10 protein-coding genes are annotated in these 16,281 nt (G+C 37.3%); 4 read left to right on the top strand and 6 right to left on the bottom strand.

The window, feature by feature from the left end; all coding sequences use genetic code 11:
* Position 1 precedes the first annotated feature (1 nt).
* From H0173_RS04740 to H0173_RS04715, 6 genes are all read right to left on the bottom strand, one after another.
* Positions 2-2,638, bottom strand: coding sequence for a sensor histidine kinase (locus tag H0173_RS04740; RefSeq protein WP_221845139.1), 2,637 nt, complete (start codon positions 2,636-2,638; stop codon positions 2-4).
* A 94-nt stretch (positions 2,639-2,732) separates the two neighbouring features.
* Positions 2,733-3,671 (bottom strand): carbamate kinase, encoded by a 939-nt coding sequence (gene arcC / locus H0173_RS04735; protein WP_221845137.1) that lies wholly within the window; start codon positions 3,669-3,671, stop codon positions 2,733-2,735.
* A complete protein-coding gene (locus H0173_RS04730; RefSeq protein ID WP_221845135.1) occupies positions 3,671-4,456 on the bottom strand; it encodes an oxamate carbamoyltransferase subunit AllH family protein in 786 nt (261 codons plus the stop codon). The genes arcC and H0173_RS04730 overlap by 1 nt, the downstream gene beginning before the upstream one ends.
* Positions 4,457-4,588: 132 nt before the next feature.
* Complete coding sequence (locus tag H0173_RS04725) at positions 4,589-5,851, bottom strand: YlbE family protein (RefSeq protein ID WP_221845133.1); 1,263 nt, start codon at positions 5,849-5,851, stop codon at positions 4,589-4,591.
* Between the two features lie 60 nt (positions 5,852-5,911).
* Complete coding sequence (gene fdrA, locus H0173_RS04720; protein ID WP_221845130.1) at positions 5,912-7,681, bottom strand: acyl-CoA synthetase FdrA; 1,770 nt, start codon at positions 7,679-7,681, stop codon at positions 5,912-5,914.
* Between the two features lie 215 nt (positions 7,682-7,896).
* Positions 7,897-9,150, bottom strand: coding sequence for an MFS transporter (locus tag H0173_RS04715; protein WP_260631027.1), 1,254 nt, complete (start codon positions 9,148-9,150; stop codon positions 7,897-7,899).
* A 463-nt stretch (positions 9,151-9,613) separates the two neighbouring features.
* On the opposite strand from H0173_RS04715, the gene H0173_RS04710 reads away from it, so the two are divergent.
* From H0173_RS04710 to asnB, 4 genes are all read left to right on the top strand, one after another.
* Positions 9,614-11,350 (top strand): methyl-accepting chemotaxis protein, encoded by a 1,737-nt coding sequence (locus H0173_RS04710; RefSeq protein WP_221845129.1) that lies wholly within the window; start codon positions 9,614-9,616, stop codon positions 11,348-11,350.
* A gap of 231 nt (positions 11,351-11,581) precedes the next feature.
* On the top strand, positions 11,582-12,757 hold the full coding sequence (locus tag H0173_RS04705; RefSeq protein ID WP_221845127.1) for a carboxylate--amine ligase: 1,176 nt from the start codon (positions 11,582-11,584) through the stop codon (positions 12,755-12,757).
* Between the two features lie 54 nt (positions 12,758-12,811).
* Positions 12,812-14,362 carry a Mur ligase family protein gene (locus tag H0173_RS04700; RefSeq protein ID WP_221845125.1) on the top strand — a complete coding sequence of 517 codons (1,551 nt, stop codon included), beginning with the start codon at positions 12,812-12,814 and terminating at the stop codon, positions 14,360-14,362.
* Between the two features lie 70 nt (positions 14,363-14,432).
* Positions 14,433-16,280: an asparagine synthase (glutamine-hydrolyzing) gene (gene asnB, locus H0173_RS04695; RefSeq protein WP_221845123.1), complete on the top strand. Its 1,848-nt coding sequence runs from the start codon at positions 14,433-14,435 to the stop codon at positions 16,278-16,280.
* Position 16,281: the final 1 nt, after the last annotated feature.

Below are 16,281 nucleotides of genomic sequence, written 5' to 3'. Positions count from 1 at the left end.
ATTATTCTCCTCCTCTTGTAATCGGGAAATATAGAATAAAGGTACTTCCTTTTCCTAGCTCACTTTTCACTTCGATTTTTCCCCCGTGAGCTTCCATAATCCCCAAACAGATGGATAGACCTAGTCCTGTGCCGCCTGTTCTTCTCGTTGCCGTTACATCAACTTGGTAGAATCGATTAAAAATCTTTGTCAAATGGTCCGGTGAAATACCGATGCCGTTATCCGAGACAGAGATTGTAATAAAATCAAGCTCCATGCCCAAAGTTATATCGATCTTCTTTTCTATTGAATCATTGTAACGAAGGGCATTGGTAAATAAATTAACGAGCACTTGTTGAATTCGCAATTTATCAGCATAAAAAGTATAGCCCTCGCGCAGTTTGTTGTGGAATTCAAAATAAGCGTTTTCCTTAAGTGAAAGGGGAATCTGCTCCATTGATTTTGTAATGACATGATCTGCTCGAATCATATTCCGTTCCACATACATCGTTCCTGATCCAATTTTGGAAATATCCATCCAATCATTTACTAGATGAAGTATTCTTTCAATATCCTCGTGAACCCCTTCTAAAAGCTCCTGTTGGAATTCAGGCTCCCATTCAACTTCTGAACGAAGCAAGGTTTCTACGCTGCCCTTGATATTAGTAATCGGTGTTTTAAATTCATGAGAGGTAAGAGAAATTAAATTATTTTTTAATGTATCAATCTCTTCTTCCTTCGTAATGTCTCGTAAAACAAGACCTTCACCAATGATATTCTCATCTAACATGACAGAAAATTTATGAAGCAAATAATAATTTGGCTTTTTTGAATTCTTATCCTCTAATTTAAGCTCTTCTATCTCATTTGCAAAGAATGCTGATAAATCCTCATGCTGGACGTCAAAAAGGGTAATAAATCGTTTGGAAACATCCTCCAAACTAACAAGGCTGTTATTGTACCCATAATCATTATCGTCATCATTGTCTTCTTCTGTAGTCATAATTTTAAGGAAAAATTCATTGACATACTCCACTTCATTTTGATTATTTAATAGCATTAATCCTTCTGACATACTTTCCAATACAGCCTCTAGAACAGCGTGTTTATTGCGGATTTGCTCGAATAAAAACTTGTTCTGCAGCATAACTGCTAAAGAGCTGGCGAATGTATGGAGAAATTCCTGATCACTTGTCTTTATTGATTGGTCATCGTCTAGGTCTACTATTAAAAAGCCTTTGTTTTTCTGTTCAATTTGAATTGGTTCCATATACTGCTGTTCTCCAGTCATATTTTCACTTAGATACTGCAGCAGATTTTGCGTTGTAATAATTGTTTTGTTCGTAACTGCTAAATCCATGAAAAACACATGAATTGAATAGTTCAAAAAAGGTTCGATTTCTTTTAGGCAATGCTGAATAAAATGGGCTAAATCTTTATTGGAAGAAACGGACGTAATTAATTTATTCACTGCCTTAAGCTCTGAATTTTTATGTTCTAGAACAGCAGTCCTTTCCTGGACTCTTCCTTCAAGCTCTCTATTTAGCTCCATTAATCCGTTTCTATTCTTTTCAACCTCTTGAATCATGTTATTAAAATAAAAATATAATTCTTCCATTTCTTTTGGGCCAGTTATCTTTTTCACGACGGTTTTTTTTCGTTTAAAGCCTATAGTGTAATCTTTTATATAATTCAGCAATTGATGAATGGATCGCTCCAGACGGTTTGTAAGAAAAAGACTGACACCAATCATTAAAATAGCGGTTAGGAGGAGGAAAAACAATATTAGCATTATGGCATTTTTATATGTTTTCATGATCATATCTGTAGGTTTGGTTATCCAGACAGTCCAGCCTAGAGGCTGAATTTTTTCATACGTAATATAGACCTCGTCATTGTTATTGGCGTTCTTAAAGAAGTTGCTGCCCTCTTCCTCACGCTGTTTTTCGATATATTGAGTGACCTCTGATTTGGAGAGATTGACTAGTTTTTTTCGTGTCTCTATTTCAGGGTGTACAATCACATTCTTTTCAGCGTCAATTACAACTGCTTGACCGCCATCACCAAAAGTGCGGTTTTGAATATGCTCTCCCAATGCATTTAAATCCAAAGCACCAAGTACATATCCAATCATTTCTCCTTTATCATTCATAATTGGTGAAACAATAGTTACTAATAAAATGTCGGTCCCGCCACGGCCGGGGAGAGCAGGGGATATGACCGTGTTTTTAGTTTTAAGCAATTCTTTATAATAGGAACGGTCACTGAAATTCAAATTCTCCCGTTTTACCCCGTCAGTGTATACCTCTGGATAAAAAACGATAGATTGCCCTTTTATATTTCCAACATACAGATTAACGAATCCTGGATAGTTGGTCTTAATGTTTTTAAGCTGTGTATGTATACCCTCAATATCTTGATTGATAAATTTTTCTCTTATTGTAAGTGACTCTGTTTGAATCGCTTTTTTATGCTCTAAAACATAATTTCGGATATAGTCTGATAAATATTTCGTTGTTTGTGCCTGACTTTTTTGATTTTCATTTATTAGTGAATTTAGTTGATAAATTTGAAATATCCCAAGTAAGGCAATAGAAAAGAAAGTAATAGTTAAGAAGGAAGAAATGAGTTCTTTTTTAAAGGAACGTGCCTTTTTCATGAACTCCCTCCTTTCTAAAGAGGATTAGTAAAAATGGTATCTGCCCATGTGAAAAAATTTTAACATGAACAGACACCATATTATTAGAGAAAAATTATCTAGTTACTGACGTACCAGCTTTACCTTCCATAGCAAGGTCAGCTTGGTCTAATGCACAAATAATAGCACGGCCACCTTGTTCAGCAAATCTTATAGCAGCCTCCATTTTCGGACCCATGCTTCCAGCAGAAAATTGACCTTCCTCCACGTATTTTTTTGCTTCTTCCAAAGTTACGTGAGTTAAAGCCTTTTGGTCTGGTTTACCATAATTCACATATACATTTTGAACGTCAGTTAAAATCATAAATACGTCCGATTTTACTTCTTCAGCTAATTTAAATCCGCTGCGGTCTTTATCGATAACAGCTTCGACCCCTGTGAAAGAACCATCTTCATTTTTGACAACTGGGATACCGCCGCCGCCAGCAGCAATAACAAGTACATTTTCATCAGTTAGCTTTTTAATAATCTCTGCACCATGAATAGATTTTGGCATTGGTGAAGGGACAACACGTCTCCAGCCGCGGCCAGCATCTTCCATGACAGACCAGCCTTTTTCTTCAGCTAGTTTTTTAGCTTCTTCTTCTGTAAAGAAGACACCGATTGGTTTGTCCGGATTTTGGAAAGCAGGGTCATCTTTTGAAACTTCTGTTTGCGTTAAAATCCCTGCAACAGAATTGTTTAAGCCTAGTTTTTGCAATTCATTTTTTAATGTTTGATCCATCATATATCCAATAAATCCTTGTGACTCAGCACTGCAAACGTCTAATGGAAGGGGAGGAACAACATTTTTCGCTTCTTCATTTTGGCGTAAAATATTTCCGACTTGAGGTCCGTTCCCATGTGTAATAATCACAGTGTGACCGTTTTTTACAATACGAGCAATAATTTCACTGCTTTTACGAACATTTTCCAATTGATTTTCAAATGTTGCTTCTTGCTTCGGCTGTAATATTGCGTTTCCGCCTAGTGCAATAACGACTTTTTGACCCATTAATTATTCCTCCAATATTTAATAGATAGTATCCCTATTAATAATCCGAATGCAGTATCAATTCCTGAGCTATGACCAACAGTTATTAATTCTCTCAGATACTTTTCTACTATTCTTATATTCCATTCATCCGCAGATAAATGATTGATTATTTGAACAATAGATGAGCTAAATTGGCCATTTAATGCATAGAGAAGATATTCCTTAGCAATATCAGTTGTTACAGATTCATGATTAAGAATTTTTTTAAGAGTGTTTACAAAGACAGGACTGAAGGCATTCGAGACTTTATGAATGGCCAATAGACCAACTAAGTGGTCGTCTCCAGAAGGGGTAAGGCCTCTTCCTCTGCCTAGAAAATAGCGTACTGCTTTTTCTGCATCCACTTCATTATTTGTGTGGAGAGTTTTCATAAGATGGTACATGGCTCTGACCTCAGGGGTTTCAGCCTCTTGATCACTTAAATAATCAATAAGAAATTCTGCAATATCAATATCTAAACCTGTTTTCTCCACAGAAGAGGTTAAAATTGAAATAAACGGCTGTAAAATCTCAGGGGAGGTGAAAAATTCCCCTGAAGGTTTTTTAATCATATTTGCAAAAGGAAGCCCTTTTTTAAAGCAAATAGTCACTTGGCTGTTTTCAAAATACAGCTCTGCACTTTCTTCATTCCATCTGACTTTTTCAGGCAGGTGAATAGAGGAGAGCAACGCTTGAACTGATTCTTTGTTTAGATGGATCCCAAATGGAAGCTTGCCATTCTTTATAGTACCGATAAAAAACAAACGATCCCCCATAAGAATGTTCAAGCCATTATTGAAAACACTATGGACAGTTCCAATCTTATTATTAAGGAATAGAGGAATATTTTGCTCATATTCCTCTACCCAAATTTTATGGTTATTAGACATTCGTCTTTAGATAAGACCTAATTTTTTTGCATAAGCTTCAAGCGCTTTCTCGAAGCATTCCTTTGGTGCACGAACAGTTCCAGCACCAACCTGTCCTACGCCTGCTTTTTTATGGGCAATACCAGTATTGATAACTGGTTCAATGCCTGTTTCTACTACTTTACGAGCGTCAATACCTAGACAAGCTCCTTGGAAATCCCAAGTAGGAATAGTGAAGTTGCTGTTTTGGCTAATACAAATTTCCATCATTTCATTACTTGTTGATAGAGCATCGCCAAATCCACCAGCACCAACGAAGCGAGTAACACCAGGAGCAGCGATCATTGCCATTCCGCCTACACCGAAAGTTTCTGTAATGGCACTGTCACCGATATCCGGGTTTGCATCATCTTGTGAATAGCCAGTAAAGAATAGGCCTTGTGGTGTATTAACCGGTGCAGTAAACCATTCATCACCCATACCGCTAATACGGATACCAAAGTCTTTACCGTTACGGCACATCGCTGTAACAACTGTACCTTCTTGGATTGTTCTAGCTCCATCTAGTACAGCTTTACTAGTTGCCATTGCAATATTTAAGAAGAATTGGTCAGTATCAGCTAAGAATTGGATAACATCTTTAATATCCTTTGGATCAATATCAAGCTGTACAATGTACGGGCTGATTTCTTTTAAGAAAATTAAAGATGCTGCGATATTACGCTGGTGGAATTCGTCACCCATTGTAATCGCTTTTGCAATCATAACATTTAGGTTTAAACCATCTTCTGTTAACTTTAGAGCTTTAGAGATTGTTGGCCCTAAAACATTTTGCATCCATTTTAAACGGTTAATTACTTCATCTGAGTAAGCACCAAAGCGAAGAACTTTACCAATACCTTCATTCATGATGCAGTATGCTTCATTTCCTTCTGAATGGTTCTTTACAACAAAAACAGGCATGTTAGCAGAAGTAATACCGCCCATTGGTCCTACAGCATTTACATGGTGACACGGAATAAATTTAACTTCCCCGTTAGAAAGCATTTGTTGAGCTTCCTCTTCAGTAGATGCCCAGCCTTCAAATAGAGAAGCACCAATACAAGAGCCTTGCATTGGACCAGTCATGTCTTCCCATTTAATTGGCGGTCCGGCATGAAGAAGGACTTTGCCTTCATTTAATTCTTTAATTTTATCCTTCGCAGGGACTACATCAACTAAAAATGGTGCAGAACCAGTGATTTTATCTATAACAGCCTTGTTTGCTTCATCTATTGAATTGTATTTCATGTGAATCCCCCTCACAATATTTTTTTGCTAATTTCTGAAAAAAATTGTTGAAAAGGCAAATTACGCCTTTTCAACTCTATATGAATTTAAGAGAGATAGAATCTTTCTCATTTTTTCGTTTCCGCCTGCAATTGGTCTCCAATCGTATTGAACAACGGAAGCTCCATTTGCAATTAAAGCTTCAGTAAAGCTCTTTAATCCAACATTGATGATTGTAGGTTTATTGTTCACAAGCTTAGAGACTTGTTCAGAAGAAGTTAGATCAAATTCTCTTCCTGATTTTTCAGCTTCTACATGAGCTTTTTTCACATCATTAACTTCTAGACCAACAATGCTTAGTGCAGTGCGAACAGCTTCATTATTATTGTCTTTCACGATGATGCCAGCTTCTGCAAGGCGCTTCTTGTGACCGTTATAATCTTGTGGATCATTAAGTGTTCCACAAACGGAAGCCACTACATAAAGGTTACGGCCATTTTCTTTTGCATGAGCCACCGCCTTTTGAATAGAAGGAAGTAAAGCGCTAGCCATATCTTCGTGAGAACCGTAGCCAAGTACAAAGTCTAAAAGGATAACAGCTGTCTTTTCATCCTGTGCTGCTTGTTCAATAAATTTAGCTCTTGTTTCAGGGTCAATCATTGGATGCGGTTTACCTTGTGTATACTTGTCATCACCAAGGTCAACTACTTCATGGCCATCCTGTCTTAATACATAGCCTTCTTCGTTTTTAATTTCAGTACCTAATCCAAGTGCGTCGGAAATTAATACAGCTGCTTCAGAAGCCATTGTTCCACCAGAGAATAAACCTTTAATAGCCCTTTGCTCCTGAGTTAAAGAAACGCCTGCTACTGTATAGTCTCCCGCATTGTAGTCTTCTTTGATTGCATTTCCTCTTGCAAGATCAACTGCGATTTGTGCAGTTTCAGCAAGTGTGTAAGCTTGATAAATATTGCCTTCATGTTGAGCAGGCTTTTCACCGATGAAAATGGTAACAACTGGTTTAGATAAGCTGTGTAGTAATTCTACAACCTCGTTGCGAACAGCTTTTGCTGGCGGCTTAGAAATAACAACGATAATGTCTGTTTGCGGATGATTTTCTAATGCCTTAATTCCTTCCATCATTGTGATCGCACCAATAGGCTCTTTAAGGTCACGTCCGCCTGTACCGATTGCATGGCTAACTCCTTCGCCAAGACGGTCAATAATTGTTGAAACTTCTTGAATTCCTGTACCAGATGCACCTACAATCCCAATGCGCCCTTTTTTGACAACGTTAGCAAATGCAATAGGTACTCCATCTAAAATACCAGTACCGCAGTCTGGTCCCATAACAAGAAGCCCTTTTTCACGAGCTTTCTTTTTAAGTTGAACTTCATCTTCAATTGATACGTTATCACTGAAAAGGAATACGTGCAGACCTAAGTCTAATGCTTTATTTGCTTCTTCAGCAGCATATTGGCCAGGTACAGAGATAAGTGCCATGTCTGCGTTTGGAGCAGTCTTAATTGCTTTGTCCCATGTACGTACAGTTTCGAATTCTTGGTTTTTTCCGCTAATAGATTGGTCTTTCAAATATTGATCAACTTTCTCTAGCACTATTGCTACCTTATTTTCATCATCTGTATCAATGACGATAGCCATGTCGTTTGACTCAGCAGCTCCTAATTCGTCTGTGTAAAGGCCAGCATCCTTATAAATATCTTTGTTAGAAGGTGTTGCCATCATTATTTGAACTTTGTTAATTCCCTCAGTCGTTGCTACAGCGTTAGTTAGTAACATTAAATTAATTGAATCCTGATATGAATTCTTCTTAATTATTGTGTGAAGCACTCATAATCACCTCTATTATTTTTTTGTAGGCTCTCGATATTGAAATAGTGATAGCAATAACGAAAACCAAATTATTTAGTTTAATCTTTCTACCGAATAAATCGTATCTTACCGGGCATTACATTCGAATAAAATTGTAAGTGTTTACATTACAAAAACATAAAAGATCAAATATAACGTAATTTTTCCTTGGCATTTAAGAGTTTTTGCTAGGATTAAACTTTATTTCCCTCAACATTTGGCCTGTTGTTTTCATCAATAAACATAACTGCGATTGTACCTAATAGCAGTAAAGCCCCCGCAAAATAGAATCCCGTATTTAAGCTTCCTGTAACATCCGTAAGGAATCCGGTAATATAAGGTGCCAATATAGAACCGCACATTCCAATAAAGTTATAAACTCCAAATGATGTACTATACGCATGTTTTGGTGCATTATCTGCAATTACCGCAACTAAAACAGGATTTGTACTGATTTTTCCAAAGATACCGTATCCAATTAAGGCAATATACAAGACTGTCATGCTATGGAAGAACACAATTGATACAAGAGCAATGATAGATAAAGGGAGCATAATTAAAAGAACGGGCTTACGTTTCCCTAGCTTATCTGCTACCCAGCTGAAGAAAATAGAGCCTGGTACTGCTGCCCAAGGCACAAGAGAAGAAACAAAGGCAACATTTCCACCTGTAATGCCGCGTTCATGCTCTAAGTAGTAGGGAATCCAAGTGATTACTACGAAGAATGCATAAATGGCACTGAAAATCGTGACATAAGCTGCGATTAAATTGCGATTCTTAAATAAATCAGCAAAGTTAAGCTTTTCTCCGTTATTCTCCATCGACTTTTGTTCTTTTGATTTAGGTTTTTCCTTCACGACCCACAGCATAGCAAGTCCAATGAGAACAACGGGTACAGCAATGATGAAAAACGGTGATCGCCAGCTCATTCCATATTCATGGACCGCATAGCTTGAAATATAGTATCCAAGAGATGTCCCGAACGCCATACCGCTGTTGATAATAGCGCTTCCTACAGTAATATGCTTCGGAGGGATGGCCTCAGATGATAGGCCGTAAGATGGTCCATAGAAGAACCCTTGAAAAATGCCTGTTAAAAGCCAGGCAAGCATAAATAGGAAGAATGTCGGCATCATACCTGTAATTGCAGCAAAAACACCGAATAAAATAACCCCTGGAACTAGCACTCGTTTCTTCCCGATTCTATCTCCTAAAATACCTGATGGGATGTTAAGTCCTGCATATCCAATGAAGAAGATGCTCATGATTAAGCCAAGCTGTGAGTTGCTTAGACCAAATTCATTCTGAATGTCACCCATAATCGGGTTTAGGATCGTCCGAGTTGCATATAAAGCAACCCAGCCTAAAAAGAATACAATCACAATTTTGACCCAATAAGGAATTCCGTTTTGAATAGATGGTTCATTATGTTCTATCTGTTTTGACAACTTTATTGCCTCCCTAGGGTAAAATGAACTACTAAATTCATGAAATTTTTTCTATTAAAAGGGTTAAACTCCATTAAAAGTAACCGAAATAATTAATACGTCCATAAAACATTACAAAAACATAAAAAAATCCAAGATTTTGTGTTTAATGGAAGATTTTATTCTATAATTATTTTGCTTATTTGGGAGAGCATCAGGCCTGTTATGCTCCTGCTAATGGAGAAAAATCATACAAAATATTCTTACCGCAAAGATTAGAAATATGTAAATCTATGATAGGTATAAGTTCCTGATTTGTTAAAATAGGAAACTACTCCTAGGTATTTTTTAGTGAATTTAAAATGATAGAAATTGTAAGTAGTTTTTACAGAGAGATTTCCACTAAACGTAAAGAGGATGGAACTGCATTCATATTCTAAATAGGTGAATGGATGCAGTCGAAGATAACTAAGGAGTGTACCTCATGAAACTTACTCTCAGAACAAAGCTTGTAGCTATAACTTCTGTATTGTTGGCACTTCCAATCTTAACTATTGGAATTATTAGCTACATAACAGCAAAGGATAGTTTGGATGATTTAGGGGCAACGGGATTAAAAAACGACGTTAAAATGGCTTTACAAATGATTGATATATTAAATAAGGAAGTAGAGAGGGGAAGTATCTCTCTTGAAGATGCACAGGAACAGGCAAAGCTTGTATTACTAGGAGAATTAAAGGAAGATGGAAAGCGCTCAATCGATACAGAAGTCGATATGGGCGTGCATGGATATTTCTTCGTGCTGGACAAACAAGGGCAGGCTATAGCCCACCCAATGAAGGAAGGAGAGAATTTATTTAATTCTCAAACACCTGATGGAACATATTCGACTCAAGAGCTGATTAAGATGGCTGAAAAGGGTGGAGGATACGTTACATTTGATTTCGCTGTTCCAGGGAAAGACAATAGTATAGAGCCAAAAATCAGTTACGCAGAATTGGATCCTAATTGGGGCTGGGTTGTAGTGGCAGGTTCATACTTAATGGACTTCAATAGCAAGGCTAATCACTTGTTATCTGTGCTGCTGATCGTGTTAGGCTGTTCTCTATTACTTGGAAGCATCATTATCATTTGGTTCTCTGGGCATCTCTCCAAGCCGATTAAATTAGTGACAGTTCAAATTGCAAAAGTAGCAGATGGTGATTTGACATCAGATCAGCTTATTATAAAAAATAAGGATGAAATTGGGCAGCTGGCTAGTGATGTTAATCGAATGACAGCCAATTTAAAAGAAATGATACAAGACGTTTCAAATACTTCTTTACAAGTGGCAGCGACATCAGAGGAGCTTTCAGCAAGCAGTGAGGAAATGAGTCAGTCTGTCGAGCAAGTGGCTGTTTCCATACAGGAATTAGCAACAGGTGCTGATGCTCAAAAAGAGAAAACGGTGGAAACAAATGAAGTGGTTTCAACCATCTCGAATAAAATTGCTCATATCGCTGAAAATACTGAAATAGCTTATGAGATGTCACAGCAGACTACAGCTGTTGCTGAAGGTGGAAATGATGTCATTATAAGAACAATTAATCAAATGAGACAGATTCAAAGCCATACAGATTCTACTGCCGATCGAATGCATGAATTAGAAGAAAAGTCGAATGAAATCGGCAAAATTGTTTCGATGATTACAAGTGTTGCCGAGCAGACAAATTTACTCGCTTTAAATGCGGCTATCGAGGCGGCAAGAGCAGGTGAACATGGGAAAGGCTTTGCTGTAGTAGCAGGAGAAGTTCGTAATCTTGCAGAGCAATCAAGAGAAGCAGCTAAGCAAGTCAATCAGCTCATTATGGGAGTTCAGGAGGATATTAATCATTCTGTATTAGCGATGAATGAAGGTAAGCTCTCTGTAGATGAAGGGATAGAGCTAGTAAATAATGCCGGAGACTTCTTCCAAAAGATCGTTGGAGACATTAAACAAGTGTCCCTTCAGATGAATGAAGTTTCAACAGCCGTTCAAGAAATTTCTTTAGGCGCAGAAGCGATGGTGCTGCAAATTGATGGCACAACAAGAATTGCAGAAGATTCTGCAAGTCATTCCCAAAATATCGCTGCGATCGCAGTGGAGCAAAATGCTTCTATGGAGGAAATTGCTTCAGTTTCAGATGAACTTGCAAAAATGGCTGAAAAGCTTCAGGATTCAATAAGAGTATTTACAATTTAAACAGGCGAGAAATCAGTTTTCCCTAATATGCAGGCAGATAAGCCGCTTCGAGAGAGAGTTAGCTTCGAAGCGGCTTATCTCATGTAAATCCCCCATTTTTTACCGTTCCAAAAACTACCTATGCTATTTGGCTGAATTTATGGATTATCTCTTGCACGGGTACTCAATTCTATGCGAATATCTATATATTGAAGAATATCGTAAAAAGAGGATATTCAAGGAGATGAGAGTTTGAATAATAAAGCTGTTATTCTAGGATGTAACTATTATATAGGTTTAAGCACAATCCGCTGTTTAGGGATTCATGGCATCCATACAGTGGCTGTTGATTATAATGAGGAAGATCGTTATGGCTCTGAATCAAAGTACTGTTCGGAGAGGTTGATCGCTCCATACTATAAAGAAGATAAACAAGGCTTTGTTCAATTTTTAATAGACTATGCGAAAAAGCAGAATGTCACTCCTGTTCTAATTCCTTGTCATGATTCATACGTAGAGATCGTTGACGAATATTTGGATGAATTGAGAGAGTGCTATCTGATTCCGCAGACTGAAAAAGGTCTCTATTCGAAGGTAATGAACAAGGAAACACTGCATGCTTTAGCGATGGAAAAGGGCATGGCTGTTCCTGAAACGGTTAGAATAGACGAAGAGAATTTCATTGAAAAAGTAGAAACAACACTCAAATACCCTTGTATCGTGAAGCCGACCGATTCACCAACTTTTGTTGCTACTTTTAGAAAAAAGCTATTTAAGGTTTTTAATCGCGAAGAACTCATCGCGGCCATTGAAAAAGCACAGAATGCTAATTTAGAAGTTATTGTTCAAAGAATTATCCCTGGCTTCGATGACCATATGTATACATTTGATGCCTATTTAAATCAAGATGCAAAGGTTACCCATTGGGTGACATGCCAGAAACATCGCCAATATCCGATTAACTTCGGTGCATCTGTCTATACTGAACAAAAATATGTTCAAGAGCTTTATGATATTGGAGCCCCATTTTTAGAGGCGATTGGCTTTAAAGGCTTTGCTGAAATTGAATTTAAGAAGGATGCCGAAACAGGCAGATTCTATTTAATTGAAATCAACGCCCGCATCACGAATTTAAATAACCTTTTGTATGAAGTGGGGATTAATTTCCCTTATATTACGTATCGGGAGCTTACGGGAGCTCCTCTTGAACCATATGCAGTAAAAGAGGATAAGCATCGAGTATTCTGGTATGCCTATGAGGATATGTTGGCTATTAAAGGTTATATAAAAACAGGGCAGCTAACACGAGGACAGGTCCTTAAGTCGCTAATGAAGAAAAAGTCATATGCCATTTGGGATTGGAATGATCCTAAGCCTGGTATTGTGTATTTTAAAAAAATCACAGGAAAGTTTTTGAAAAAACATTAAATATATACCTAGAAAAAGCGGTCAAACTGGGACGCAGAAAAGAGGTAGAAACGAATGAAGCTGGAAACACTCCTTCAATCAATAGAAGTAAAAGAATCATTAAATGATCAAGATTTAACTATTTACGGCGTTTCATACCATTCCCAAAAGGTTACTAATGGACACCTTTTTGTTTGTGTGCGAGGATATAAAACGGACGGTCATAAATATTTAGCGCAAGCTGTGAAGAATGGTGCAGTTGCGGCTGTTGTAGAGGAATTCCAGGAAGGAATTGATATTCCGCAATACTTAGTGGAAGATAGCCGAATTTCATTAGCGAGATTAGGTGCAGCATTTTATGACAATCCGTCTAAAAAGCTGAAGATGATAGGCATTACAGCCACAAATGGAAAAACGACTACCTCTTATATGACCAATGCCATTTTAGAAAATGAAGGCTTTAAAACGGGGTTAATAGGTACAGTCTCCATTAAAATTGATGATACATCTATTCCGTCTGAACTAACAACACCGGAATCTTTAGATTTACAGTACTATCTAAATGAAATGGTCCAGCATAATGTTTCTCACGTAAGCATGGAGGTTTCATCCCAAGCTCTTGAAATGCACCGTGTGGAACAAGTAGATTATGACATCGTTTCGCTTAATAATGTAAGCCGTGAACACATTGATTCACATGGTTCTTTTGAAAAATATTTTGAAGTAAAATCAAGTTTAATTAGAAATGCCGGTAAAAATAGCTATGCTGTTTTAAATTTGGATTGTCCTTATTCTGCTTCTCTAGTTAATGTAACAAAGGCTCAAGTGATTACATTTGGCTTGAAAAGCAAGGAAGGGCATATTCATTGCAAAAATTTAGATTTATCAACTGGACGGGCAAAGTTTACGGTAGAAATTCTAAAGCCATTTAAAGCGTATGATACTGAATATATTCCAGGGGAATTTGATGTGGAGCTGGCTGTTCCTGGACTTCACTCAGTTTATAATGCGATGGTTGCTATTACAGTAGCGCTGCTTTCAAATGTATCTGTTTCTACCATTCAAAAAACACTAAAAACCTTTGGCGGAGTAGAGCGCCGTTTTGAATTTATTTTTGAAGATGACTTCAAAATTATTGATGATCATTTTGCGAATGCGGGAAATATCAATGTGACGCTAGAAACATTGAAGTATATGGAATATAAAAAGCTCCATCTAGTGTATGCAATAAGAGGAGAAAGAGGTCCGACCGTTAACCGCGAAAATGCTGAAACGATTGCAAGTTGGGCACCGAAGCTTGGCTTTGATAAGGTAATTGCAACGAAGAGTGTATCTCATGTCACGTCTAAGGATAAGGTGACAGACGAAGAGCAGCAAGTGTTTGAAGAGGTTATGGACCAAGCTAATATTAAGGTTCAGCTATACGATGAACTTCCTGATGCGATTGAAAAGGCTATAGCGAGAGCAGAAAAGGGAGACCTAATCCTGCTTGCAGGCTGCCAGGGAATGGACCCTGGGGCTGAAATTGCCTTACATCAAATTGAAAAGCTGAAGAAGGATATTTCAAAGGAAAAATTATTCCTTCCTCTGCGCAATCGTGTATCAGGTCAAAAAGAAATGGTGTAAAATCATATCTGGAACGGGGGACAGACAAGGTACGTTCCCCCTTTTAAATTTAATATAAAGGTGATATAAAATGTGCGGTTTCGTTGGTTTTGCTCATACTAACCCAGAATTAGACAAGAAAAAAATAATAAATGATATGATGGACACAATCATCCACAGAGGTCCTGACAGCGGAGAGTCTTATACAGATGAACAGGTTGCTTTTGGCTTTAGACGCCTAAGTATTATTGATTTATCTGAAGAAGCTAGTCAGCCGATGTTTAATGAAGATAAAAGCTGTGTGTTAATTTTTAACGGGGAAATCTATAACTATCAAGAATTGAAAAAAGATCTGTTAGCAAAAGGCCATATTTTCAAAACAGACTCTGATAGTGAAGTATTAATCCATGGTTATGAAGAATATGGAGTAGACTTGCTGCAAAAGCTAAGAGGTATGTTTGCTTTTGCTATTTGGGATACAAAAAAAGAAACCATGCTCCTTGCACGTGATTTCTTCGGTATTAAACCTCTTTACTATACACAAAACACAACAGATAACTCATTAATCTTTGGTTCCGAAATTAAATCATTCTTAAAGAATCCATCTTTCAAAAAAGAATTAAATAAAGATGCATTAATGCCTTATTTAACCTTTCAATATTCTGTTTTGGATGAAACTTTCTTTAAAGGTGTGTATAAGCTTAAGCCTGGTCATTGCATGATCTATAAACAAGGCAAATTAGAAATGAAACAGTATTGGAATGTTAATTTCAATGAACAAGAAAATAGCTTAGATCATTATATTAAAGAAATTAATAGCACGATGAGAGAATCAGTTGACTATCACAAAATTAGTGATGTTAAAGTTGGATCCTTCTTATCGGGCGGAATTGATTCCAGCTATATTACGGCTTTATTAAAGCCTAATAAAACATTCTCAATTGGTTTTAAAGATTATGAAGGAATCTTCAACGAAACAAATTTATCAAAGGAACTTTCGGACATTCTTAGCATTGAAAACTATAGCAAACTAATGAATGCGGATGAATGTTTTGAAACACTTCCGACGATTCAATATCATATGGATGAACCGCAGTCGAATTTATCATCGGTTCCTTTATACTTCCTATCCAAATTAGCTAGAGAGCATGTAACGGTTGTCTTGTCTGGAGAAGGTGCGGATGAAATTTTCGGCGGCTATGTTTGGTATCAGAAATCAGAGAAACTTGAAAAATATGAAAAGGTTCCTTTCTTTATTCGCCGTGCGCTATCTAAAATTAGCAGCGCTCTTCCGCAAAACAAAATAACGACGTTCCTAGTAAAAGGCGGACAGAAGATTGAAGAGAAGTTTATCGGACAAGCTAAGGTTTTTGAAGAAGAAGATGCATTTAATGTATTAAAGGGTGAGTATAAAAACGGTCCTTCTGTACAAAGTATTACGAAACAAGTATTTGACCAGGTTAAAGGAAAAGATGATGTAACGAAAATGCAATATCTGGATCTAAAGCTTTGGCTGCCCGGTGATATTCTTTTAAAAGCGGATAAAATGAGTATGGCTCATTCTATTGAATTAAGGGTTCCATTCTTAGATAAGGAAGTCATGTCAATGGCGTCCAAATTACCAAGCTCTCTTCGCGTGAACCGTAAAGATACGAAATATGCATTGCGTGCTGCTTCGAGTGAGGTACTCCCAGATGAATGGGCAAATCGACCAAAGGTTGGGTTCCCGGTACCAATCCGTTTCTGGCTGCAAGAAGAGAAATATTATAAGATCGTTAAAGAAATGTTCGAGTCAGATATTGCGAAGGAATTCTTCAATACCGATGAACTATTGAGATATTTAGAAGAACACTATACAAAGAAGCACAACTACGCCCGTTATATTTGGACAGTCTACGTATTCCTAGTATGGTATAAAAAGTTTTTTAAAGAAATGTGAT

The organism is Bacillus sp. S/N-304-OC-R1 (assembly GCF_019749375.1).
Classification (GTDB): domain Bacteria; phylum Bacillota; class Bacilli; order Bacillales; family Cytobacillaceae; genus Cytobacillus.
This window is presented reverse-complemented; position numbering and strand designations above follow the sequence as displayed.

What these genes read in the sequence shown, in the direction of transcription:
- H0173_RS04740 (WP_221845139.1), bottom strand. Translation starts at nt 2,638, where the DNA reads ATGAAAAAGGCACGTTCCTTTAAAAAAGAACTCATTTCTTCCTTCTTA.
- arcC (WP_221845137.1), bottom strand. Translation starts at nt 3,671, where the DNA reads ATGGGTCAAAAAGTCGTTATTGCACTAGGCGGAAACGCAATATTACAG.
- H0173_RS04725 (WP_221845133.1), bottom strand. Translation starts at nt 5,851, where the DNA reads ATGAAATACAATTCAATAGATGAAGCAAACAAGGCTGTTATAGATAAA.
- H0173_RS04710 (WP_221845129.1), top strand. Translation starts at nt 9,614, where the DNA reads ATGAAACTTACTCTCAGAACAAAGCTTGTAGCTATAACTTCTGTATTG.
- H0173_RS04700 (WP_221845125.1), top strand. Translation starts at nt 12,812, where the DNA reads ATGAAGCTGGAAACACTCCTTCAATCAATAGAAGTAAAAGAATCATTA.
- asnB (WP_221845123.1), top strand. Translation starts at nt 14,433, where the DNA reads ATGTGCGGTTTCGTTGGTTTTGCTCATACTAACCCAGAATTAGACAAG.